Origin of the sequence: Gudongella sp. DL1XJH-153, assembly GCF_049310905.1 — a bacterium.
GTDB lineage: Bacteria > Bacillota > Clostridia > Tissierellales > Tissierellaceae > Gudongella.
Genome location: NZ_JBMEMN010000032.1, coordinates 1 through 25,496 on the forward strand (window position 1 = coordinate 1; position 25,496 = coordinate 25,496).

The window sequence follows — 25,496 nt, forward strand, 5'->3', positions numbered from 1 at the left end:
CGGTACTGGCGACTTGCTAGGTCTTACCAGGCTGGATTCCCACCAGCTAAATATCTGTCACCGAACTGGCGCACACCTCCTTCTTCTATTCTACCCTATAATCACCTTCGACTTCCAATTGATTAAGTGTTTTTTTCAAAAAAATACTAATATTTTTTATTTTATCCTGTATAATATACAATTAAAGGGAGGTTTTCAGATGGGGCAGGTTGGAATACTCAAGGCTGAGGAATACAATTATGAAAAAGTATTGACTGATGTAGATAAACTGCTATCTGAGCTGGATGTTCTGAAAAACATTAAGCATAGTAGCTTTCTTGTAAAGACAAATCTTCTCAAAAAGAACAAACCTGAAGATGGTGTAACAACTCATCCATATGTCGTGGAAGGTGTAGTGAGATTCCTTCAGTCAAAGGGTCACTCTGTAGTAGTTGGCGACAGCCCCGGAGGACCATTCAATCCGGTTATGCTGAAATCGGTCTACGATGCATCAGGGATATCTGCAGTTGCCGAGAGAACAGGCTGCAGTCTGAATTACGATACATCGATAGTCGAAGTAAAGCCTCCTAAAGCCAAAGTAATCAACAATCTAAAGCTTGTAAAGGCCTTTACTGAAGTGGATTATGTCGTATCCTGTGCAAAACTAAAAACTCATACAATGATGACATACACTGGGGCAGTTAAGAATCTTTTCGGGATGATTCCTGGAGTAACCAAGGCCGATTATCATCTCAAAATGAACGATGTGGATAATTTCGCAAATATGCTTATTGATGTATGCGACTATGTTAGGCCTTTATTTTCAGTTATTGATGGAATCCAGGCAATGGAAGGTGATGGTCCATCCAGTGGTGATATAAGAGAGTTGGGTCTTCTTCTGGCAGGAGAAAACCCATATGAACTGGATTATGTAGCAACAGGAATCACAGGACTTCTAGCCTCACCAGTAAATAGGCATGCCCTTGACCGTGGTTTGCTGAATCCTGAAAAAATTGTATTATATGGTTTGAATATTAATGATCTTCAGATTGAGCCTTTCAAACTTCCGGGATCAACTCATGTGAATTTTGTCTCAGGTAGAATTCCAGAGTTTGTTAAGGATTTTCTACTGGAGAGTATAAGGCCATATCCTGAAGTTATAAACAAGATTTGTGTAGGCTGTGGAGTTTGTGCAGCAAATTGTCCACCAAAGGTTATTTCAATGAGGAACCACAAGGCTGTCATCGACACAACTGACTGCATCAGATGTTTCTGTTGTCACGAGTTGTGTCCTGAAAAAGCAATCAAAGTAAAAAGGCACCCTATTCACAGAATGGTGTTTGGAAAATAGAAAGGAGCTTGTAATGAAAAATTATACCCTAGACAGAGAAAATACACTTTTGTTGATGATTGACATTCAGGAAAGACTTGCACCTGCAATTCACAACGGAGATCAAATTGTAGACAAGAACAGAATCCTACTGACTGCAATGAAGGAACTTCAAATGAAGGTTATTCACACTGAGCAATACCCAAAAGGCCTTGGAAAGACACTTCCTGAGCTTGCTGAGTTGATTGCTGCAAGTCCCCATGAAAAGGTTATGTTTTCTGCTTACAACGACGAAGTAAGGGATAATATCTTCTCAAGTGGAAAGAAGAATATCCTGGTAACTGGAATGGAGACACATGTTTGTGTATTCCAAACTGTCCGGGATCTTCTAGAAGGTAAATACAATGTTTTTGTCATTACGGATGGTGTAGGCTCAAGAACCTATGAAAACTACAGAAATGCCCTGGATATGATGCAGGAAATGGGCGCTGTGATAACCAATACCGAGACTGTACTCTTTGATCTGATCAAGACAGCAGGTACACCTGATTTCAAAATTGTTTCAAAACTTGTAAAATAGAGCTGACCCATTGGATCAGCTCTTTTCATTTCATTGCATATTCTTTTTCTTGTCTCTTATTAGAGAACCCTTTCAACAAATATTTTCACGATTTCTGAATCAAACTGAGTTCCCGAGCATCTTATAAGCTCTGCAACTGCATCCTCCTTTGTCCTTGATGACTGATAAGGTCTGCTTGCTGTCATTGCTTCATATGCATCAGCAACGCAAATAATTCGTGATTCTAGTGGAATCTCATTTCCGGCAAGTCCTTCAGGATATCCATTCCCATCAATCCTTTCGTGATGGTATAGTACCTGTCGTGCCAAATTTGAATATTCATCCACTGACTTTAGTATCTGATATCCTGTTTCGGGATGCTTCCTGATAGTTTCAAATTCAATCTCAGTAAGTCTTCCCGGTTTATTCAATATTTCCGGAGGCACCATTATCTTTCCGATATCATGGAGAATAGCTGCGGTCTTTATTTGCTCTACCTCATTTTCTGAAAATCCCATTTCTCTTGCTATTGCAACGCAGTACTGTGAAACCCTTTCCGTATGGATCTGCTCCTTGTCATACTTCAGATTGATATTCTTGAGTACTATTTCAATAGTCTGACTTCTCATTAGCTTGCCGTACTTCAATTTGTCCTTGTACATATTGTTGTCTGCCATTGTCATAACAGAACTAATTTCGACATCAGATGTGCTCTTAGTTGAAAAACCAATCGCAAGAGAAACGATCACAGAGTCCAGTCTTATGCTTTTTGCTGCAACCTCTATTCTGCTCTTTACTCTATCCGCCTGTATTTCACTAGTCTTGGGAAGAATAACCATAAACTCGTCACCGCCCATTCTTCCAATTATGTCATCCTCCCTGCAAGCTGTCCTCAGAACCTCTGCAACACTTGTAAGTAGTTTATCACCCATCTTGTGACCAAAAGCGTCATTTGTAAGCTTGAGTCCGTTGACATCAATTGTCATAACAGTAAATGGTAGATTTCTTTGAGTATCCAATCTCTTTATTGAATCCTCCATATACCTTCTATTGTAGAGTCCAGTCAAATAGTCGTGATAACTGAGATACTCGATTTCCTTCAATTTTTCCCTCTTGTCTGTAAAGTCCCTGAATACAACAACAACGCCTTTTATAAGTCCATCCTCACCTCTGATTGGGGCAGCACTGTCCTCAATGGATATTTTTGACCCGTTCTTTCCTATCAGGGTGGTATTGTCAAGAAGCTCAATTATCTCTGCACTTTCAAGAACTCTTTCCACAGGGTTGTCACAAAGTTCTCCAGTGAAATCATCTATGATATGGAATACCTTTTCAAATTTCAATCCCTTTGCTTCATCATGGGTCCATCCTGTAAGATTTTCCGCAATTGGGTTCATCAATTCGATTCTGCCTCTTGAATCAGTTGAAATTACTCCATCCCCTACTGACAACAAAGTTGTCCTGAATTGCTCTTTTTCTCTATATAACTCCTGTTGAAGCTTCTTTCGATCAGTTATATCCATAAATGTAATGACTCCACCAACGGTCCTTCCCTCAACTTTCTGTGGATAACTGAAGTACTCGACAGCAAAACTCCTGTTGTCCCTTGTCCAGAATACCTCGTTGTCAACTTGAGTACCCTTGCCACTTCTCATGCCTTCCACTATGGAGCATTGCTCTAAGCTAGTTGGAAAACCATCTCTTGAGCTGTGGTGAATCATATCATGCATGTTTTTGCCAAGCAACTCATCATGACTGTCATACCCCAGCATGTTCAATGCATTTCTATTTATGAATGTACAATTCCCTTCCAGGTCTATGCCATAAATCCCCTCGGCTGCTGAATTCAGAATAAGCTGAAGCTTGTCTTTGTTTTCTTCAAGTTCATTATTTGCATCTCTTATTTCTTCTGTTCTTGTCCGGACTTCATCCTCAAGATTGTGTACCAGTGAAAAAATTCTATCTGCCATGTCATTGTATGACTCGCCTAGCCTGCCAACCTCATCTTGTCTATGAATATTGACTCTTCTAGTCAGGTCCCCTTCTGAAAAGCTCTTGTTAGCCTCTAGGATATCCTCCATTGGATCAAAAAGGTTTCTTATTATAATCATAAACATTAGAATTGAAAACAAGAGTCCCAAAGACCCGACTAACAAACTATCCCTTAATGAATCGTCAACTGTAGTTCCCAATAGGCTTTCTGGTACTGCTGTTAAAACAATCCAATCAATTCCTGGAAGGTTAAACTCAGTAGCTTTGCTGAATAATGTTTCCTGTCCTCTTTCACCTTCAACAAGTCCGGGATTGCCATCTAAATACTCTTCGTATGTCTTTAGCGCAACTCTGTTCTCTGTATCAGCAATGTTGATTCTGTCAAAATTGCCATCCGAGTTAATAATATAGTTTTCATCGCCCATTGAATTGGCCACTACAAATCCAGTTTCCCTCTCAACGATCATTGCATAGGAATCAGCAGACTCAGTAATATCACTCAATGCCCAATTTAATCCTGATAGTAGAAGGTGTACACCTAAAACTCCATCAATATTGCCGGTATTATTCATTACTGGTGCTGCCGCTGATATTGAAAGGTCATTCATGAAAAAATGCTTATATGCAGGTGAGAAGGAAAATCCCGCCTGACTAGTGGCTGTTTTGTACCAGGCTCTTGTACGAGGATCAAATGCTCCTGCATCCCTTGAGAATTCTCCAACCGTACCATCTTCATTTGCAGAATAGTACCAGGAATTTCCTCCAGTTTCATTGTTGTTGACCATTAATTCAACATCACCTGATCCATTACTCCTTGCGCCGTAATACTCTCCTGCTTCTGAGCCATAACTGAAGCTGTAAACAATATCATCCTGGGTGTTAATGGTATTCAAGAAGAACAAATTTCTTGAATCAGGATCATCCAAATCAACGAGTCCATTTTCAATCATTCCTATATTCATCTGAATCACTTGCTCGGGAATATGAAAATAATCCTCCATCTGATTGACTATATCATGATTTAGATTATCGGCAAGTCTATTTATAACCTGTTCATTTGAATTGTTCCACTTCGTATAGGTTGCATAACCGATGGCGCCTACCGTAAGTGTAACACTCAGTATAAACAAAACTATTATTGTAGTTTTTATTGAAATTGAATCAATGAATTTCCTGAGTGATCGTTCCATGGGTGGCTCCTCACTATATGTTAGTAAAAGTGATATGAAAAATGTATGGGAATGTGTAAAATTTAATATTTATACATAAATTTAATTATAGCACTTAGTAAAAATATGTACAACGACTAAAGGCTACTGTATCTGAAAATTCTGCACAAAAAAACTGTCCGCTATAATCAGCCAACAGTTATTCTCGCAACATATTGTTCATGTTCATAATGGATAATTCTAACCAAATCTACCTGTAATATAATCCTCTGTTCTCTTGTCATGAGGATTACTGAATATTTTATTTGTCTTGTCAAACTCAATCAGCTCTCCACTAAGAAAGAATGCTGTCTTATCAGATATCCTTGCAGCCTGCTGCATATTATGAGTAACAATAATAACCGTATATTCCTTCTTCAAATCCTCCATCAATTCCTCAATCCTCATTGTTGCAACAGGGTCAAGGGCAGATGTCGGTTCATCCATCAGTATAACTTCAGGGCTTACTGCCATTGTCCTTGCAATACATAATCTCTGCTGCTGCCCGCCTGACAAACTATATGCATTTTCAGACATTCTGTCCTTTACCTCATCCCATAAAGCTGCTCCTCTTAGACTTTGCTCCGCAATTTCCATAAGGGTTTTTTTGTCCTTGACTCCATGAATTTTTGGACCGTAAACCACATTCTCAAAAATGGACTTTGGAAAAGGGTTAGGCTTTTGAAATACCATTCCAACTCTTGTCCTAAGCTCCTCCACCATCATATGTGATCCGAAAATATCATGGCCATGATATAGGATTTCCCCCTCAGTTCTGACAATGGGTATGCTTTCAATCATACGGTTAAGTGTTTTTACAAAAGTAGACTTTCCACAACCGGATGGTCCGATTATGGCAGTAATTTCATTCTCTTCAATGCCCATGTTTATATCTATAAGGGCTTGGTTATCTCCATACCAGAGATTAAGTCCTCTAACATCATATACATACTTATTTGAATCTTCATTTGTACTTCTCACAGTCTTTTCCCCCATTTAGAATGTTTTCTGGAACTTATTCCTTATTATAATAGCCACTGAGTTCAAAATAAACAATGTCAACAGTAGCACAACAATTGTCGCTGATGCAAGATAGGCATACTCTGGTGTCAATACCGTATCAAGGGTCCAGTAATAAATCTGTATTGGCATAACAGTAAAGTCATCCATGACACCTGTAGGTATTTTCATTATCAAGGTTGGAATCCCAAGCACTACCAAAGGTGCTGTCTCGCCTATCGCCCTTGAGATTGCAAGTATTGCCCCCGTTAAAATCCCTGGTATTGAAACTGGCAATACAACTCTCCATATAGTGGTCCACTTGTCTGCACCCATTCCATATGATGCTTCCCTAAGGAAACCGGGTACTGCTCGGAGAGCCTCCTGCGAAGCCACCACCACGATGGGCAGAACCAGGAGCGACATTGTTAATCCTCCTGCCATGATGCTTGATCCTAGGCTTAGCATCCTTGAGAATACAGTAAGTCCCAAAAGTCCAAATATAACCGATGGAACACTGGCAAGGTTTGAAATATTCACCTTAATAATCCTTTGAATTCTTCCCTCGGTTGCGTATTCTTCAAGATAAATGGCAGTGGAAACACCTAAAATCAGCGTCACCGGTATAACAATCATCATTAGATAAAGAGTACCAATAATTGCACCCTTTATTCCCGCTTTCTCAGGAAATATTGAAAGGTTGCTTGTCAGAAACTGCCAGTCCAGCCATCCAATACTGTTTACAATAATCTGATAAAGAAGTATCCCAAGCACTAGAACGGCAAAAACTGTTGACAGCGAAAACAGGTGCTTGGCAAAATTATTAAGTCCTATTCTCCATGATATTCTATTTTTATTGAAAGTGACCCTTTTTTCCTCAGGCCCTTTTATATTCTCATTCATTTAATCCACATCCTTTTCAAGTATGGAATCCTTCTTGTCCTTAGAATTCATCAATACTCCTCCCTGTACTTCCTTGAAATATACTGTGCAATAAGATTCATACCCAATGTAAATACGAAGAGGATTAATCCAACTGCATACAGACTATAGTAACCCACTGTCCCACTGCCGGCGTCTCCGCTAGTAAATTCTACAATATATGCGGTCATCGTCTGCATGGACTGAGTTATGTCAAAGGTAAAATTTTTGGAGCTTCCACTTGCTATGGTAACAATCATCGTTTCACCAATGGCTCTGGATATTGCCAATACAATTGATGCAACTATTCCTGATATCGATGCGGGTATTATGACCTTCAGGGTAGTTTCAAGCTTTGTTGACCCAAGACCCAATGCCCCATCCTTCATAATTGTAGGTACCGCATTCATCGCATCCTCTGATAGGGATGCAACCATTGGTATTATCATTATCCCCATTACGATTCCAGGGCTGAGAACATTTTTTGCCCCCAAAGAAGGAATCAGGTTCATCAAAAGGGGGGTAACAAATGAATATGCGAAAAAGCCGTATACTATGGTCGGTATTCCCGCTAATACTTCAAGTATAGGTTTCAGAATCTTTCTTAGCTTAGCCGATGCAAACTGGCTTAAATAGATTGCAGCTGCCATTCCAACAGGAACGGCTACAAGCATTGCAATTATTGTGGTTAACAATGTCCCGTTTAAAAGGGGGAGGAAACCAAAAGAGGGATCCTTCGACAAAGGACTTAGATTTGTGGAAAAGACCTCTCTTATTGGTACCTGTGAAAAGAACTTGATTGAATCAAATATCAATGTATATACAATGCCAAAGGTAGTAATTACGGATATTGAAGCCATAATTAAAAAGATCTTGGGCATGATCTTGTCTGAGAAGTGATTCTTATTTCTTATATTATTCTGGATAATTTCTCTTATACTGTTTTTTTCCATGCTTATCTCCCCTGATTTATCTAAATCCAGATGAATGACCGTGAGAGGTGATTACCTCTCACAGTCTCAATCAATTTACTATTTCAGTGCTTCAAGTTGTTGATAGTATTCTGAGTAAACTTCTGATGGAAGTGGAGCAAATCCATTCTCACCGGCAAGTCTAGCTGCACCCTCTGGTGATACTACATACATTGCAAAATCAAGAACCTGTGGTTTTGCCTCTGCATGGTCAAGATTCAGGTAGGTGTATACCAGCCTTGTGAATCCTGCGTATGGAAGGTCTTCACCAATTGTCTCCAGTGCAGGTCCGACAGGTCCCTTACCGAAATCAATATTTACTGCCTGTAGCTTATCAGTGTTACTTGCATAGTATCCATATCCAAAGAATGCAATTGCATACTCGTCATTCGCAACCAAGTCAACCAATGTTGAGTACTCTTGTTGCAGGTTTGCTGTTTTTACCATGTCCTGCTCATCAAGAATTGATTCATAGAAGAACTCGAATGTTCCATGATTCTCATTTGGTCCGTAGAAGTTTACTTCTTCTGCTGGCCACTCAGGTCTGATATCTGACCAAAGAACTACATCATCATCGCTATATGTTCCAGACAGATACATGTTCACAATCTCTTCATCTGTCATTTCAGTTGCCCAGTCGTTGCTACTGTTTATTACCATTGTCAATCCATCATAGGCAAGCTTTATTTCCATTACATCTTCGCCAAACATCAATCCATTTTCCTCAAGTTGAGTAATCTCCTCATCCTTTATCTTTCTGGATGAATCTGAGAAATCTGTTTCGCCAGGGATGAATTTCTTGAATCCTGCACTTGAACCAGCTCTACCAACCTGTACACTTACACCTGATTCTTCGTTAGTCATATACTCTTCTGCAATATGAGCCATCAGTGGATAAACCGTACCGGATCCGTCAACTATTACTGCACCCTCTAATTCACTTCCATCTGCTGGAGTTTCTCCTCCACCTCCGCAAGCCGTAAGTGTAAATGTCATTATCAATACAAATGCCAATACAATAAACTTTTTCGAATTTCTCAATGTAATTGCCTCCTTAGATTATGTTCTGTTTTATCTTCATACATAGAATAACAGGAGTACATTAAGGATATATAATGTGAATGTTAAGAGTATGTAAAATCGAAAAAGCACCGGAAAAAATCCGGTGCAAATGGTTTTTTAGAATAAAAGATGCATAAATATTGCTGCAAGTGGCATTGCTATTATGGTTCTCTGAATGAATACAATCATCAGTTCCCTGAACTTTACAGGAAGCCCTGTATTCATTATAACAACCACTGATTCAGCGAGGAATATTATCTGCAGCATTGATACAACCGTTACAAAAAATCTGGTTTTTATATGCAGCTCTGCTACCTGGTCTGCAATTGTAAGTACAGGAATAAACATCTCTGTAATCCCAGTTGGGATTGCAGCAGCTGCAACCATTGCATCAGGTACTCCAAGAAGTGATGTTAAAGGAAAGAATGCATAGCCGATAATATCAAATACAGGAGTATACTTTGCAACAATCATCCCTAGAATACCGATTGAACAAAGAAGTGTAATAACCTTGGGAAGTACAGGGAATGCATCTACAACACTTTTGACAATTCTTCTTGGCATTGCTCCTGATGTGTGTGCTCTCATTGTAGCTCTGTTTACTCCGATGGTTACAAGCTCAGGACCAAACTTTCTTCTGCCTTCTGTTCTTTCTTCCTTTGTCTGCTCTCTTCCATTTGCAAATACATTCTCTTTTTTGCTGATTGGTGGAATTCTGCTTATTATTGCAGCCATGACAAAAGCAAGAAAGAATGAAACAAAGTAGGTTACGACAAAATATTCGCTTATTCCAGCGGTCTTCATTACCAGGTGTGCATAACCTACTGATACTGCAGAGAAACAGGTGGCAACTACCGCAGATTCCTTGGCAGTGTAAACACTTCCGTTGTACATTCTTCCCGTTATTATTATTCCCATTGTAGTTGAACCTACAAATGATGCACTGGCATCGATTGCACTCTTCCCAGGAACCTTGAATAGTGGTCTCATTATTGGCTCAAGAAGTATTCCAAAGAAGTCAATACAACCATAGTCTGTCAGGAAAGGTATGAAAAATGCTCCAACCGGAATGATAAATGCTACCCCTATTACAACTCCTGGTATTACCATTTCTCCAGTTGATGCTCCAACTATCATTTCCGGCGCTGCATATACTCCAATTTTATTTAGAAAGTAAAGAAGTATAAATATTCCTCCAGCCATGTATAGAACTGGGTGTATTATTGAATCTGCCTTGTAGTAATTGTATAGCTTACTGCCTTTTTTTGAAAAGAACTTTCCTATTATACTTGTTACTCCTGTTCCCATAAGTATTATTGTTGTAAGTAATAGGGCACCGACAGCCTGTCCATTAATAACAACCAATGACTCAACTATTGAAATTGCTTTCCCATAAATTATCCCAAAGGGTACGCTACCGTTTACGGGTACAAAGAATACGAAAATTGCAATAGCTGTTACAATCATAAATTTTACGAATGCCTTTATCCAGTCAGCTCGATCTAGTTCGAGTGTGTCAAGTGTCTTCGGCTCGTTCAAATCCAGTTTGTCAAGGTCGTAGTTTTTTTCTTTACTTAAGTTTATTTTCGAAACGTTTTCCATGTTTTTCACCCTTTCTCCTATTTATTCCAAGGGTTGGGAGTTGGACTTTACTGGCAACTCCTCTAACCTGTAATTTGTTTAGTACATTAAGTGATGCTCAAGAATTTGCTCTTTTCTTAGTCCCTGAAGTCCAAGATAGTGATTCAGGTTGTTTAACAGATAGTCAAGTTTTACAGGGCCAACCAGTTCTGAACCAGTAACAGCCACTCCATACTTCTGCGCTTCCAGTTTAACGAGTTCAAACGCTCTATACATCGGAGTCGCTGAGCAGTCAAAAAGATTCATTGACACAACTACTCCATCTCTTTCAGGGAACTTAATTCCTACAGCTCTTATTGTTGAATATCCACCACTTGGTCCTCTCACAGCCTTTGCAATCTGCTTTGCTATGCTAACATCCTCTGTTGCAAGGAACACATTATAGGCAGTAAGACCTTCCATATCGGCTGATACTATCGTAGCTCCACTCTTTGAACTAAGTTTTCCATCATTAGATAGATCAGGCTTTCTTGCTTCATGATCAGGATGCTCTGAGTTTTCAAGAAGCTCTTTCAAACCCTCGTATTGACCTTTTCTTATAAATGAAATTCCCTTTTTTTCTGCAGTCTTTGCATTCTCACCTGAAAAGTATATTGGCACTTTATGATTTTGGAAAAGTTCATTTCCAATTTCCTCAGCAAGCTCCTTTACTTCATCAAGTTCAATATTTGCCAATGGGAACAAAGGAATTGTATCCTGTGCACCAATTCTCGGATGAGTTCCCTTCTGCTCGTTCATATCAATCAATTCATAGGACTTGGCAGCCATATCCAGCAGAGCTTCCTTTAGAGGTTCAGGCTCACCTATTATTGTAAGAACCGTCCTGTTGAAGTCATGCTCAGGTTCACATGAAACAAGTTTGACTCCCTCTCTTCCATTGATAGTACCTGCAACTGCTTCAATTACTTCTTCTCTTCTTCCATCACTAAAATTTGGTACTGCCAATATATACTTTTTATCCATAATAATCTCCTCACCTTTCTATTATAGCTCCTCTTAACCTTCAAGTCTCTTGTAAACTATTTCCAATCCTTTTTCCTTAAGGTTCTTGGCTGATGATAACAGTATGGAAACTTTACTTGAAACCTCTTTTCGGTAATCCTCATCCTTTATGCTTCCAAGGTTTATGGTTACATTTAAGAGTGCTCCTTCAAGACCTGAGTAAGCCAAGAGAATACCCACACCTATATCTGTTATGGCATTTACATTTCCATTCTCTGCAAATACTCCTTGAATCTCCATAACCCTGTAGCATTTTTCAGCACATTTCAATGGTACTTCCAGTGCTTCCTTGTAACCCTCCTGAATAGCTAGGGACCTTATAGTCTTCTCTTCCTCAGTATCCTTGGGAAGTTTAAATGCTGCCATTACCTTGTCAAAAGCCGTCGTATCTTCATCAACAATTCCTGCCAGCTCATTAAAAAGATTTTCTAGTTCTTCTGCATTTTTCTTCATTTCTACTCTGGTTTCTTCTGCTACATCCTGGAAGCTTTTCTTTCCGAATGTCAGTCCACCTACCATTGAAGTTAAAGCGGATCCCAGGGTAGCAACATATGCAGATACACTTCCTCCTCCTGGTGTAGGATCACTGCTTCTTGTATCAAGTGCATATTGCATCAGACTTTTTTCAATGTACAATCAAACAACCTCCTTCTGAATCAATATTAGTAAACGCTTTCATTTTCCAAATTACTTTTTCCGTCATTATACTACTGCAAGACCCGTGCCAAAATAAAAAGCCCGGTTCTATCCCAATCATCAAGGACAAAAACCGGACTTGAGAGGAATTATTTCCTCTGTCCATTTTGTAAATATGCTTTAAACCATCTGCAGATCAAGCTTTAAGGGTGCAAGAATTAATTCCTGAGTATCAGGAATTTTTTCCTGAAAGCTTAAGCTGCACTCCAATTCTTTTTGCTTTCTTTCTTAAAGTACTTTCTTCAAGTCCTGTCTTCTGACTTAATTGGTTAATATCAATCGAAGTCTGGAGATATCTTTCAAGAAGTATCTTTTCATACTCCATTACATTCTCCTTAAAGCTTCTTGATTCGTCTGTGATGATATTTCCCAGGCTGCAAATTCCTGAACCGACCAGATCATCTTCAGTAATTACATCATCTTCTGATGTAACTACAAGTCTTTCAACCTCGTTCTCCAATTCTCTGATATTACCAGGCCACGAATAGTTTACCAAGGCTTTGTAGGCACGAGGTGAGAATGACTTGTTGAAATCATATTCCCTGTTATGCTTATCCAGAAAGAACCTTGCCAAGGGTACAATGTCATCCTTCCTATCTCTTAAGGAAGGTAGGGTTATTGGGACTACTTTAAGTCTGTAGTACAAGTCACTCCTGAATCCGCCTTCGTCAACCATCCGCTCAAGATTTCTATTCGTTGCAGCAATTATTCTTGTGTTGATACCAATTTTCTCGGTTCCTCCCACCTTCTGAAATACCTTGTGTTGAATAACATTCAGCAGCTTAACCTGAAGATTCAGAGGCAGTTCACCTATTTCATCCAGAAAAAGAGTCCCTTCATGCGAAAGTTGAATCAGCCCGACTTTTCCTTCTTTTCTCGCTCCTGTAAATGCCCCTTCTTCATATCCAAAAAGCTCTGACTCTATCAAACTCTCATGTAATGCTGAGCAGTCAACCTTTATAAATGAACCTTCTTTTCTGTTGCTGTGGTCGTGTATGAATTTGCTAAGTACTCCTTTTCCTACTCCTGATTCTCCTTCAATAAGAATTGTCGAATCAACTTTTGCGACCCTTAGAGCAAGGTGTTTTATATCTTCCATCACCTTGCTTTTTGAGACCATTATATCTCCCTCACTTCCAATCGAATTAAGCATGGTCAATTCGCTCTGTATCCTTTGATTAATATCCCTAAGCTCATTGTATTGGAATCTTAAGTCTTCAATTTTGGTCATGTCCATAACACTGACAACGACCATTTCCAGTTCATCCTCTACAAATATGGGGACCCCAGTTGAATAAATATATTTATTGTTTACCCTTTGACTTCTTTTTACAGTTCTTCCTGTCTGAATTGATTGAAGTGCAACCGACTCGGAATAAACACCATCACTAACCAACTCCATCATATTGGTACCAATTATCCAATCGCTGCTGATTCCTTCAATTTCCTCACAGGTACTGTTGTAACATATTGTTACTCCATCCTTGTCCACAATATGAATCCCAACATTTACTGAATCAAGAATATTTCGCATGGCATCTGTGTTTAGAAAGTCGAATCTGTTCATTATATCACCCCGATATTTTTATTGGCTGTCTGCATGTAACATTGTAATAAACTGATTTCACTAAAAAATCACCGGTGACAATATCCACCGGCAATCCTTCCAAATCCTAGCTAAGTACTCTTCTCGACCTAACTTCCTTACATACTTTTGGTGTTACAACAAATGCGGTAAAAGTAGCTACTGCTGATATTGTAGCAATCAATACAGGTGAAGTTTTTCTAAGGCCTCTTGTCATATTCATCATTGATCTTATCAGCACAAGTATCGCTGTAAGGATTCTTATCTTTGTTCCAAATCTCATAGTATCCTTCCTCTCGATTCTTAAGATTTATTAATCTTCCTATCTGATGTAATACCCATCGTTTCGTCGACAAATCACTTCCTCTTAGACTTATCTGTAGTCAAGTTTTACAATCTGAATCTTTAACCATGTGTACAGTTTTTTAGGAAGTCTCCAGGTTACATCAATTGAAATTGGCATTCTAATTCCATCCATTACATTGATTTCACGTGATTCACCAATACATTCAATCATTTGTGCTTTTTCATCCGCTCCTTTGAATCTCATGGCGCTTGCGTAGACGACATCTCCTTCTTCGTCAAAATGAAGGTATGCCTCGCCAGGTACTCCCCTATGGTTCATGACGACTCTGACAGTCCTTTTGTCGATCTGTTTCCACTTCATGTTCTTATTCAAAGCTGCCTGGGGATACCAGGGAAGCTCCAAAAGATATCTCTGAAATGAAGACTGGTTTGTTTTAGGTCCGTTTTTTTCGTCTGCAAGCTTGACAATGTTCAACAGTCTCCTCTGGATCGAACCAACTCCGTCAACATAGCTGTCTGAACCATAGACATAAATAAAGGGCATTTTCTCTGCCTTTACCTGCCAAACGAAGGATGGTTCAATCATGCCTACTATCTGGGTAGATGAAACAAATATCCATTTGTCGGATTCAGGATCCAGTCTCATTTGCCCTTTTTGCTTGATATGGGCAGTCCTTTTCCACTGGCTTCCAACCACATTCGATTTTATCAACCATTTTTTTACTACAAAAGGAAGGTGCGCAATGTCCTTCTCCTGAATCGTTCCTACTCTTGATGTATTCTGCATATCTTTAAGCTGTCTGATTTCCTTCTTGGTTTTTCGTTTATGGAAAACACCAGGCACTTTTGTAATCAAAAGGAAAATCAACAGCATTATACCCACAATATATAGCATTAAATCCAAAGTTACACCACCTTTATTTTTCCCTAATCAACTATATGAAGCTCCTTAACGAATATTATCTCACAAGCTCCGTTCCCTGTGTCTCCTCTAGTCATGCTGGTCTTCCAGTCGCCACTATCAAAATGAACATCCACTAGATATCCCTCTATTCTTATGTAATCATTCTTGTCAATTTTCTTGATCTCTCTTTTTACTTCATCATTCTCGGGAATAAGATGCACATTGGCAGAGTTTTTTGCAATAAAACTCTGATCAATCCTACCTGTCTCATAAGTGTAATAATACCATCTACCACTCTGAGAATAATTTACAAATTGATCATACTCCTCCTTGTTCAAATCTCCCCATACAAGAATGATATCATAGTCTGAAACCTGGGAAGAATAATCCGAGTATTTTCTCTTGCCTTTTACAAAACCTCTTATATCATACTCAGCTTTAATGCTTAAGTTTACCTCGCCATCTTCTGTTTTGTAGTTGACTTTGTTTGTTGAATAAAGATTTCTCTGTAAAGGAATTGCTACCGTTCCTTGGTAGGATGTATTGTCTCCTAGAATTGAAGATCCTAGAAATATTAAAACAACAACAAGCATCATTGCTAGAAATCTCATAAGCTGGTTCATCCTACTCTCCTCCTTTGTATCTTTATATCAATAGTATACCTTATTGAAGATTATTTGTGCAGATATGGACGCAAAAAAAGGATTTGCAGTCTCCTGCAAATCCTTTTTTTGCTATTCTGCAACTTCAGCCTCTAATTTTTCTGAAGATGCATTAATGATCTTATATATACCAATGGTAAGTATTGGTATTACATAGAATATCAGGAAGCCCCAGGTTATTGTACCATAACCTTGAGCAATCAATCCTATCAGTCCAAATTGTGCTATAAAAACTCCCAGGGCAAGCAATCCGACTGTAACTCCAGGAATTATCCATCCTTCCATCTTCTTCTCTTTTTCATCATATACAGAAGTTATCCTCTCCGTTACAGCGTATATAAATCCTGTGCCCGTTTCAATAAGTGTACCGAATAAGGTTACTTGGAATACTATCATAAGGATAGGTGAAGCCAATGCACTTAAAATATACACAGTGGGGACGGCTGCTGTTAATATATCCGGATAGAATCCAGCCATGGCGACGAAGAGAAGCACAGCTGGTGTTATTCCAATCAAGCCTGCCATAAGTCCTGCTCCAATTGCTTCCTTTCTAGTTTCAACATGTTTAACAGAAAAAAGCACCGCTGGAATTATACCCAGGTTATAGAATGCATATTTGAAACCTCCCAATGCCCATCCCGATTCCATGGTTCCGGTTGCTATTCCATCCGTAATAGCTCCTCCAAACTTGCTAAACAGCATTACAAGAAATACTATGTAAACTGTGTACAAGAGAAATGTCCAGTATGACAAGAACTTTTCTATTGCATCCGTTCCTTTCAATACAAGGATCCCTACACCAATCATCATCGCTACAACCCCTATGTAGTAATTGATGCCGAACATTTCATTTAAAATGCTTCCTGCTGATGATGCTATTACAGCCAATACTATCAATAGCAAGACAACATAACATATTTCATATACCCACCATGCTTTGCCAAGAAGCTTCTTAAAGAATGTTCTATAGTCGTAAGCCTTAAATACCCTTGCAAATTCAAATGTTGCTGCACAGACAACTCCCCAAATGACGCCTGATATTGCAAGCATTGCAATCAGACCTCCAACCGTTCCGAAGCTAAGGAAAAATTCCACTATCTCTCTTCCAGTTCCATAACCTCCGGCAATTACTACTGACTGAAAAATTATTCCTGGTATGAAATACTTCTTAAATGTGTCACTCTTAACAAAATTCATCATAACTCCTCCTTTTATTCTACCAGCCTTTTGCTATATCAAGTACTGAGTCGGGAATATCACCATTTATGTATTCCACTATCGATTCCTCAATTATCTTAAGAGCCTGATCAAGCTCTTCTCTAGTTATTACCAGAGGAGGCTGAATTCTCAAAACACCTGAAGCTAGAAAGATTACAATTACGCCCTTTTCCCAACATCTGTAACATATCTTGGCAGCCGCTTCCTTGTTGCCGATTTTTGTTGTTCTGTCCTTTACAAGATCCACTCCGATTGACAATCCCTTGCCTCTTACATCTCCAATTAATTCATATTTCTGCATCATTTCCGTAAATCTTTCCTTTACATACTCACCCAGTTCCTTTGACTTTTCAATCAAGTCTTCATCTTGAATGATCTCAATAGTTTCAATTGAAGCTGCACATGATAGGGCATTTCCACTCATTGTGAAAAGGTGAGCCGGAGGACCAAGTGCTTCAGTTATCTCCTTTCTGGCAACAATAGCACTTAATGGAACACCTGAAGCCATTGATTTACCCATAACAATAATATCCGGTTCAATGTCGAAATGCTCAATGCTAAACCATTTCCCTGTTCTTCCAAAACCCTGCTGTATTTCCTCGCTTACAAAAAGAATGCCGTTTTCTTTGCAAATCCTGTGAAGTTCCTTTACATATTTTTCTGGTGGAACAATCAATCCAGCATCACCTGCAATTGGTTCCATAACAACTGCAGCTATTTCCTCAGGCGGCATATATGTCGCCAATGATTCCTTGAAATCATTCATGCATTCCAGATTGCAGGATTCGCTCTGCTTTTCATAGGAACATCTATAGCAATTTGGATACTTGATATGGGAAATGTCTGGCAGCAGCGGTCCAATTTTTCGCCTCATGTTTAAACTGATAGCTGATAATGACAATGCCCCTAAAGTTGAACCATGGTATGAACCCACGAATGAAATAATTTTACTCCTTCCCGTATATGCCCTGACCATCTTGATCATTCCATCATTTGCATCTGAGCCTGATAGTCCATAAACAACTCTCTTCTCAAATTCTCCTGGAGTGATGCTACATAGCTTTTCACCTAGTGCCACTAAAGGTTCTGAATATGTATATGCTGCTGTATAGCTTATGAAGTTTTCCAGTTGATCCGTGATTGCCCGAGTTATCCTTGGGTGGCTGTGTCCAGTGTTCAACGATGCTGCACTTGAGAGCATATCAATGAACTGGTTGCCATCCATATCTTCAATTGTGGCTCCTCTTCCTTTCTTTATTGCCAGTGGATAATATGGTATCCTAGCGAAGTCAGAATATACCTTTGAATCTCTATCAACAATCTCAATACATTTGTCATATATCACTTTTAGCTCTCCCTTAACATGTGTACTTTACTTCGTTTTCAATTCTTCTAAACCTATCAATCAAGTCATCCACATCAGCATGAATCATAAGCCTTACAAAGTTCTGTCCCAATCCTACAAAACCTCTGCAAGATACAGAAATGATTTCATGCTTCATCAAAAGTTTCTCAAGGTCCACACTCTTGTCAGGATGCATTAAAGTCATAATAGGCACTGACTTGTCGGTCTGGACTACAACGAGTTCTTCTAATGATTCAGTAAATCTTTTCTTGAGCGCAATAATTTTTTTTGAACAATCTTTCATGAACTGACAATCTTTTAAAGCTGCTTCCGCAATATGCCTTGCAATGCTATTCATTTCATAAGGATTAGAGACCTTGTTGTATTGATGTGAAACTTCTTTTGATGTAACCATATATCCCGCTCTTAAACCAGCCAGTCCCAATCCCTTTGACAGGGATCTTATTACTATCAGGTTTTCATATTTATTCATTAGTGTTATTGCCGAGTTGCTTTTGCTTATGAAATCACCGTATGCTTCGTCTATTACAATTGGTCTCCCTAGCTCAGAAGCATGCTTCACAATTCTCTCCAAATCATCAATATGGATGACCTGACCTGTTGGATTGTTGGGATTGTCGATATAAAACAATGAATGATCATTACTCATCATATCGATGAATACTTCAGGATTCATTTTAAAGTTATTGGAGCCATTCAGGATGTAACTTTCATATCTTCCACCATTGGCTTTTACATCGTCAACAAAATCAGAGAACTGAGGCGAGTAACCCATGACACTAGATGAATCGTCAATAAATAATTTATTAATTTTATATATAAGTTCAATTGATCCATCTCCAAGAATAATCTGTCTCTCATCAACTTCAGAAACATCATCCCAATATTCCTTTATGACCCTTTTTAGGCTGATGGCAGGCTTTGGATATGTGTTCAGTTCAGCTATGTCAAATTCAAGAAATGCATTATGAACTTGCTGCGACATACCAAATGGATTAATCCCATTTGAGCAATCCATAAACCCTCTAGTATCAAGCGGAGTGCTCTTCTCCTGAGCATAGCTGGACTTGTCAAGGTTTGTAATACACTTTCTAAATTCCACCAAAATGCCTTCACCTCCTTTCTTTATAATCACATCAATATAATATTTGCAATAATCGGGCCAAGTATGTCATTTCACCAAAATTATTCTGAATCATTTCTTGAAACAAAACTCTATATGTTGGAATATAAACCTTTACAGGTTTTTCAGAAAAATAATCAATATTTTTGTTTCTTCTTTTCTTGTTGCAAATATTGTTTTTCAGGGATATAATCAATAACAAATGTACCAATTTGTAACATGATGACTATCCTTCTATTCTTTTATGCTCAGTTAACAACGTTTGCATATTTTTAGTTATTACATACTTGCAATTTATCTCTGAGTTTTCAACATGTAGAGGGAACTAAACATAATGTTATTTTTTGTAATTTGTGTAACTTTTTGGGACATGTAACCCTGTGAGAGAGGTGGTACACTTTATGGCATACCAAGATAAGAATTCAGCAACCATGCTATTGTTTCAAGATGGCCTTGAATCTGAAGAGAAATTAATTATTGACCTTTTTGAGGTTATTACTGGAATGATTCTTTATGAAGATATTTCATTATTGCTTTTAAGAGACGGTAAAATTCTTTCGGGATATTCATCTACAGATGAATCCTTTCCAGGAGATAAGCTTAAGTCTCTTTTTAAGAGCCCTCAAGCTGACTATAATTCCAGAATCAAGCTTTTTGATGAAGGTGAATTTTCCTCCTACGGACTTGTTGCTTCATCATCTAGCAATAATTCTGTCAAACTTGATGAAATCCTTAGAAAAACAAAAAATTCGATATCAACCATATTTGAAAAGCATATAGATTTAATGAGGAAGTATACCTACCTCCTGGATTGCCTTGATTCAGTGGATGAGGGAATATCTGCGTGTGATGAAAATGGATTTCTTACATACATAAATAAGTCTGCCTGCAGTATGCTGGATTCTGAAAAGCAAGACTTTCTTAATCAAGATTTGAAGACCTTTGTTTCAAACTCCATACTTGTTAAAGCTGTTAAGTCAAAAAAGGCTGTTTTAGATGTTGAATATCTTATAGAGCTTCCAAACCATTCAGTTAATCTTATGAATTCCGCTTACCCGGTATTTAAAGATAATTCATTGATTGGGGCCATAGATATTTACAGAAAGAAGACTCGTTCATTAAAAGTCGCATCAGATCTTATGGGTCATCATGCAAGTTATGATTTTAATGATTTCATAGGGAAAAGCAAGAAACTAAAGGATACAATCGATATTGCAAAGAGGTTTTCAAGAAGTGACAAAAACGTCCTTATAATAGGTGGCAGCGGGACAGGCAAAGAGCTTATGGCTCAGGCTATTCATAATCACAGCTCCAGAAAAGAAGGTCCTTTTGTTGCCATAAACTGTGCGAGCTATCCCAGGGATTTGTTTGAAAGTGAATTGTTTGGATATGATGAAGGTGCTTTTACAGGAGCTAAAAAGGGAGGAAAAATCGGAAAATTCGAACTTGCCGATGGTGGCACTATTTTCCTGGATGAGATTGGAGAATTGCATATGCATCTGCAGGCAAAATTGCTTCGGATAATAGAAACAAAAAGTTTAAGTAGAATAGGAAGCAATAAAAAAGTGGATATTGATGTACGAATCATAACTGCTACAAATAGAAATCTTGAGGACATGATTCATAAGGAATCCTTTAGAGAAGACTTATACTACAGATTGAAAGTTTTGTTTCTACCATTACCTCCTTTAAAGGACAGGGGTAATGATGTGCTTTTACTATGTAATTATTTTATACACAAGTTTTCCAATGATACCTTAAAAGGAGTCAATGGGCTAGATGAGGAAGCTACCAATCTAGTTCTTTCCTATGACTGGCCGGGGAACATTAGGGAGCTTGAGAATATAATATCCTTGTCTCTATTTTACTGCGATGGAGAATATGTAACAAAGGAAAACCTATTGCGTGCTGGCCTGATGACCGATGATTCAAGCCTATACTATACTAGCCCAAATAAAAACTTATCCGCAATTACAACCGAACTTATCTTGAATACCTTAAAAGAAAATGATGGAAACAAGAAAAAGACCGCAGAGCAACTGGGTATCTCTAGAAATACAATATATAGAAAACTAAGACCCATGGATGAGTGAATAAACAATCCAGCTACTCTGATAGTAGCTGGATTGTTTTTATTCTAGTTTTGACTTAATAAGATTCCCAAGTTTTTCAATTCCTTCATTGATTTTCTCTGGAGGTACCGCGCTGAAACTAAGTCTCATGGAATTTCTTCCCTTTCCACCGCCATCTGTAAAGAATCCTTCTCCTGCGACATAAGCAACCTTAACACTAGGATCACTGATGGATTCCTTTAGAAGCTCCGTGGTATTGATTCCTCCTGGAAGTTCAACCCAGGTAAACAACCCACCATCTGGATACGTCCATTTTGTGCCTTCAGGAAAATGCTTTTGGAGTGCCTTCATCATGGCGTCTCGTCTTTCCCTGTGAATTTCACAAAGCATCTTTTGGTGCTCCTTGTAATGACCTCTTTTGAAAAACTCCGCACAGAGTATCTGAGGAAGCATCGCAGTATGGGAATTTGTCGCTGATTTTGCATCATAAATCTTATCAATTATATATTTATCAGCCAAGATGTATCCAAGTCGACTGCCTGGAGAGAAGATTTTTGAAAAGCTGTTAGCCAGTACAGTATGACCTGTCTTGTCAAATGTCTTTATAGGTGAGAGTTCTTCTCCGCTGTATCTAATATCTCTGTAAGGGTCATCTTCAAGAATGATTACATCATATTCGCTTCCAAGTTCAGCAACCTTTTTTCTTCTTTCAAGGGAAAGTGTTCTGCCAGTTGGATTTTGGAAAGTAGGTATAACATAAACCATCTTTGGATTGTACATCTTTATCTTTTCTTCAAGGTCCTCAACATCCATCCCATCATCATCCATTTCAACCGAAATGCACTTTGCCTGGAACATGTCAAATATCTCCACACTGTGTACAAATGTCGGTGACTCAACAAGTATTACATCACCCGGATCAATAAATATCTGGCACATAAGATTCATCGCTTCAAGACCGCCGGTCAGGATCATTATCTCATCAGGATCAGCCTCCACCCCCTTGGGATTAAGAAGTTCACTTACTACAACTTCTCTCAGATCCTTGACACCTTCGACTGGCCCGTAGGACAATGCTTCAAAACCTCTTGTTTCCTTACTTAATATATCATGGGATATTTCCCTTAAAATATCTACAGGCAGTGATTCCCTTGCCAGAGCGCCTCCTCCAAAAGAAATCATTCCAGGATTTGTCATTGCCCCGAAAAGTCCCCTTATTACAGCTGCAGATTCCTTCATGTTATCCATTCTTTTAGAAAACTTTACCATTGTAATCACTTCTTTCTTTCATGATTTGAATGATATGCATCATTCTTATATGCATCTAAAACAATTTAATCTTCTCTCATATCAACAAGAACTTCGCTGTTTATTGATGCTTCCTCGAATGTACCCATATTTTCAAGAGTATAAAGTGCCATTTCAAGAACCTGGAATGCCAGCGGGCATCCAGAACCCTCTCCTAACCTCATTTTCATGGTTAGCATGGGCGATAAGCCCAATACTTCCATCATTGCAGCAGAGCCCGGTTCCTGGGATAAATGGGATGGAATGATATAATCCCTTACATTTGGGTCAAGCTTTATTGCACAAAGAGCTGCAGCAGATGAAATGAATCCATCCATTACAATAGGCTTTCTGTTTTTGGCAGCGGATAGAAAAAGTCCACACATTCCACCGATATCAAAGCCTCCCACTTTTGAAAGTACATCAACAGGATCACCTGGATCAGGATTGTTTAAGTCAATTCCCCTCTTTATTACATTCATTTTGTGTAGATATTGAGATTCAGTAATACCCGCTCCCTTGCCACAGGTTATTGCCACATCAAGATCGCCCAAGACGCTTAGCATTGCAGCGGAAGTAGTTGTATTGCCCATTCCAAGCTCACCTGTTCCAAGAATATCGTAGCCCTCTGAAAAAAGGTTATCCCCAATCTCAATTCCCACTTCTATTGCCTGGATCGCTTCCAGATATGTCATGGCACTTTCGACTGCGAGATTTTTGGTGCCATTTGCAATTTTTTTGTCCACAATTCCGGGAGTTTTAATTTCTCCATTCATTCCAATATCAACTGTAACAATGTCAGCACCTGCATATTTAGCCATGGTTGCAACTCCGGTTATTCCCTTAACCATACTTTCAGCCAGGAGTCTTGTAAATACTTGTGGAGCAGCACTTACACCCTCTTCCATAACTCCATTGTCACTGCACATTACAACTATTGCCTTCCTGTCAATCTTATTCACAGTCTTGCCAGTAATTCCGGATAGCTTTATTGTCATTTCCTCCATAAAACCCAGGCTTCCTATGGGCTTAACCAATCCATCCCATTTCTCCCTGGTCCTTGCCATTGCTTCCTTGTCAGGAGATTCTATTTTCTCAAGTGTTTCTTTAAAAAGACTCAATATGTACACCTCTTTCTTATTTATATAAGACGATACATCCATTATAACAAGAAATCCATGTATTGCTCTGTTTTCTGATAAATAAATTTATCAATTTAAGCAATTATCATCAGAAATGTTTACATTACCCCCTATATCCTATAAACTGGAATTATACAAATAAATCGGGGTGATTTAATGAAGAGTATTGAAGAAAGAAAAAGAGATTATGCCAGGCTTATAATAAATTTTGGTGTAAATATTCAAAAAGGCGAACCACTTGTAGTAAAGGCACCCATAGAAGGTGCTGACTTTGTAAGGATGCTTGCCGAGGAAGCATATTTATCAGGTTCAAGCGATGTACATATTAACTGGTCAGATGACACTCTGACAAGACTTAAGTATGATAATGCACCAATGGAAGTATTCGAGGAGTACCCAAAGTGGAAGGCTGATTCAGAAAAGTACTACGCTGAAAAGGGTGCTGCATTCATATCCATATCAGCAAACGACCCCCAGCTTCTGCAAGGGGTCGACTCAAAGAAAATTGCCGCCTTCAACAAGGCAGCTGCAATTGCCAACAAGGAGAATATGAAATATACCATGAACGACCTTAATTCTTGGTGTGTGGTTTCTATTCCAACCACTGGATGGGCCAAGAGATTATTCCCTGAAATTCCCGAAGAAGATGCTGTGAAAAAGCTTTGGGAAGCTATTTTTGAGGCAACAAGAATGAACATGGAAGACCCTCTTGCAGCATGGGATGAACATCTTGATTCTCTTACAAAAAGAGTGGATTACATGAACAGCATGAACTTCCAGTCCCTTCATTACAAGGCTTCAAATGGAACTGACCTCCATGTAAAACTTCCAAATGGACATATATGGATGGGCGGAGGAGGAGACAATGCAAAGGGAGACTACTTTGTAGCCAACATCCCAACTGAAGAGGTCTTTACATTACCTCACAAGGACGGAGTGGACGGGGTGGTTTACAGTTCAAAGCCTCTAAACAGAAGTGGAAATACCATAGATAACTTCAAGCTGGTCTTTAAAAATGGGGAAGTAGTGGAATATAATGCTGAAAAAGGCATAGAGTTCCTTACTGAATTATTAGAAATGGATGAAGGTGCCAAGAGACTAGGTGAAGTTGCACTTGTTCCTTTTAGCTCCCCAATTGAAAAGGCGGGGATACTTTTTCTTAATTCATTATTCGATGAAAATGCCAGTTGTCATTTTGCCTTCGGTAAGGCCTATCCTACAACAATAAAAAATGGTCCGGATATGTCAGACGATGAGCTGACAGAGCATGGTGTAAACAATTCACTTACCCATGTGGACTTTATGATAGGAACAAGTGACCTGGACATAACAGGGATTACAGAATCAGGAGAAAAGATCCAGATTTTCAAAGATGGAGAATGGACGATCTAGTGCAATCGAGTAGGAGGTAGATGATTATTTCATCTACCGACCTCTCACAGCACCGTACGTACGGTTCCGTATACGGCGC

At 38.9% G+C, this 25,496-nt stretch carries 21 protein-coding genes; 4 read left to right on the plus strand and 17 right to left on the minus strand.

Annotated features, from left to right (window positions below; translation table 11 throughout):
- Nucleotides 1–199 precede the first annotated feature (199 nt).
- The gene (locus tag ACOEN1_RS11005; protein ID WP_422486954.1) at nt 200–1,330 is read left to right on the plus strand and encodes a DUF362 domain-containing protein; all 1,131 of its coding nucleotides are present in this window, start codon (nt 200–202) and stop codon (nt 1,328–1,330) included.
- 13 nt (nt 1,331–1,343) lie between these two features.
- Nucleotides 1,344–1,889, plus strand: coding sequence for an isochorismatase family protein (locus ACOEN1_RS11010; protein WP_422486955.1), 546 nt, complete (start codon nt 1,344–1,346; stop codon nt 1,887–1,889).
- 59 nt (nt 1,890–1,948) lie between these two features.
- Here the strand turns inward: ACOEN1_RS11010 and ACOEN1_RS11015 are convergent, their stop codons facing one another.
- The 15 genes from ACOEN1_RS11015 to ACOEN1_RS11085 all read right to left on the minus strand — a co-directional run bounded on the left by ACOEN1_RS11015 (nt 1,949) and on the right by ACOEN1_RS11085 (nt 19,503).
- The gene (locus tag ACOEN1_RS11015; protein ID WP_422486956.1) at nt 1,949–5,050 is read right to left on the minus strand and encodes an HD domain-containing phosphohydrolase; all 3,102 of its coding nucleotides are present in this window, start codon (nt 5,048–5,050) and stop codon (nt 1,949–1,951) included.
- 219 nt (nt 5,051–5,269) lie between these two features.
- Entirely contained in the window at nt 5,270–6,049 is a 780-nt protein-coding gene (gene pstB / locus ACOEN1_RS11020) for a phosphate ABC transporter ATP-binding protein PstB (RefSeq protein ID WP_422486957.1), read from the minus strand.
- Between the two features lie 15 nt (nt 6,050–6,064).
- Nucleotides 6,065–6,970, minus strand: coding sequence for a phosphate ABC transporter permease PstA (pstA, locus tag ACOEN1_RS11025; RefSeq protein ID WP_422486958.1), 906 nt, complete (start codon nt 6,968–6,970; stop codon nt 6,065–6,067).
- A 50-nt stretch (nt 6,971–7,020) separates the two neighbouring features.
- A complete protein-coding gene (gene pstC, locus ACOEN1_RS11030) occupies nt 7,021–7,941 on the minus strand; it encodes a phosphate ABC transporter permease subunit PstC (RefSeq protein WP_422486959.1) in 921 nt (306 codons plus the stop codon).
- A 78-nt stretch (nt 7,942–8,019) separates the two neighbouring features.
- The gene (locus ACOEN1_RS11035; RefSeq protein ID WP_422486960.1) at nt 8,020–9,000 is read right to left on the minus strand and encodes a PstS family phosphate ABC transporter substrate-binding protein; all 981 of its coding nucleotides are present in this window, start codon (nt 8,998–9,000) and stop codon (nt 8,020–8,022) included.
- 138 nt (nt 9,001–9,138) lie between these two features.
- Complete coding sequence (locus ACOEN1_RS11040) at nt 9,139–10,623, minus strand: YjiH family protein (RefSeq protein WP_422486973.1); 1,485 nt, start codon at nt 10,621–10,623, stop codon at nt 9,139–9,141.
- A 78-nt stretch (nt 10,624–10,701) separates the two neighbouring features.
- Nucleotides 10,702–11,625 carry a glutamate formimidoyltransferase gene (gene ftcD, locus ACOEN1_RS11045; RefSeq protein WP_422486961.1) on the minus strand — a complete coding sequence of 308 codons (924 nt, stop codon included), beginning with the start codon at nt 11,623–11,625 and terminating at the stop codon, nt 10,702–10,704.
- 33 nt (nt 11,626–11,658) lie between these two features.
- Entirely contained in the window at nt 11,659–12,300 is a 642-nt protein-coding gene (locus ACOEN1_RS11050; RefSeq protein ID WP_422486962.1) for a cyclodeaminase/cyclohydrolase family protein, read from the minus strand.
- Between the two features lie 232 nt (nt 12,301–12,532).
- Nucleotides 12,533–13,927 carry a sigma-54 interaction domain-containing protein gene (locus tag ACOEN1_RS11055; RefSeq protein ID WP_422486963.1) on the minus strand — a complete coding sequence of 465 codons (1,395 nt, stop codon included), beginning with the start codon at nt 13,925–13,927 and terminating at the stop codon, nt 12,533–12,535.
- Between the two features lie 106 nt (nt 13,928–14,033).
- The gene (locus ACOEN1_RS11060) at nt 14,034–14,228 is read right to left on the minus strand and encodes a hypothetical protein (RefSeq protein ID WP_422486964.1); all 195 of its coding nucleotides are present in this window, start codon (nt 14,226–14,228) and stop codon (nt 14,034–14,036) included.
- 90 nt (nt 14,229–14,318) lie between these two features.
- On the minus strand, nt 14,319–15,146 hold the full coding sequence (locus ACOEN1_RS11065) for a DUF6920 family protein (protein WP_422486974.1): 828 nt from the start codon (nt 15,144–15,146) through the stop codon (nt 14,319–14,321).
- A 32-nt stretch (nt 15,147–15,178) separates the two neighbouring features.
- Nucleotides 15,179–15,778 (minus strand): hypothetical protein, encoded by a 600-nt coding sequence (locus ACOEN1_RS11070; protein WP_422486965.1) that lies wholly within the window; start codon nt 15,776–15,778, stop codon nt 15,179–15,181.
- Between the two features lie 111 nt (nt 15,779–15,889).
- The gene (locus ACOEN1_RS11075) at nt 15,890–17,014 is read right to left on the minus strand and encodes a hypothetical protein (protein WP_422486966.1); all 1,125 of its coding nucleotides are present in this window, start codon (nt 17,012–17,014) and stop codon (nt 15,890–15,892) included.
- Between the two features lie 19 nt (nt 17,015–17,033).
- On the minus strand, nt 17,034–18,380 hold the full coding sequence (locus tag ACOEN1_RS11080) for an aspartate aminotransferase family protein (RefSeq protein ID WP_422486967.1): 1,347 nt from the start codon (nt 18,378–18,380) through the stop codon (nt 17,034–17,036).
- A gap of 13 nt (nt 18,381–18,393) precedes the next feature.
- Complete coding sequence (locus ACOEN1_RS11085; protein WP_422486968.1) at nt 18,394–19,503, minus strand: pyridoxal phosphate-dependent aminotransferase; 1,110 nt, start codon at nt 19,501–19,503, stop codon at nt 18,394–18,396.
- Between the two features lie 422 nt (nt 19,504–19,925).
- Between ACOEN1_RS11085 and ACOEN1_RS11090 the strand changes: the two genes are divergently transcribed.
- Nucleotides 19,926–21,617, plus strand: coding sequence for a sigma-54 interaction domain-containing protein (locus tag ACOEN1_RS11090; protein ID WP_422486969.1), 1,692 nt, complete (start codon nt 19,926–19,928; stop codon nt 21,615–21,617).
- 39 nt (nt 21,618–21,656) lie between these two features.
- Here the strand turns inward: ACOEN1_RS11090 and ACOEN1_RS11095 are convergent, their stop codons facing one another.
- A complete protein-coding gene (locus ACOEN1_RS11095) occupies nt 21,657–22,844 on the minus strand; it encodes a PLP-dependent aminotransferase family protein (protein WP_422486970.1) in 1,188 nt (395 codons plus the stop codon).
- Between the two features lie 86 nt (nt 22,845–22,930).
- Nucleotides 22,931–24,004, minus strand: a complete 1,074-nt coding sequence (gene cobT / locus ACOEN1_RS11100) for a nicotinate-nucleotide--dimethylbenzimidazole phosphoribosyltransferase (protein ID WP_422486971.1) — start codon at nt 24,002–24,004, stop codon at nt 22,931–22,933.
- Nucleotides 24,005–24,181: 177 nt separating this feature from the next.
- Between cobT and ACOEN1_RS11105 the strand changes: the two genes are divergently transcribed.
- Nucleotides 24,182–25,417: an aminopeptidase gene (locus tag ACOEN1_RS11105; RefSeq protein ID WP_422486972.1), complete on the plus strand. Its 1,236-nt coding sequence runs from the start codon at nt 24,182–24,184 to the stop codon at nt 25,415–25,417.
- Nucleotides 25,418–25,496: the final 79 nt, after the last annotated feature.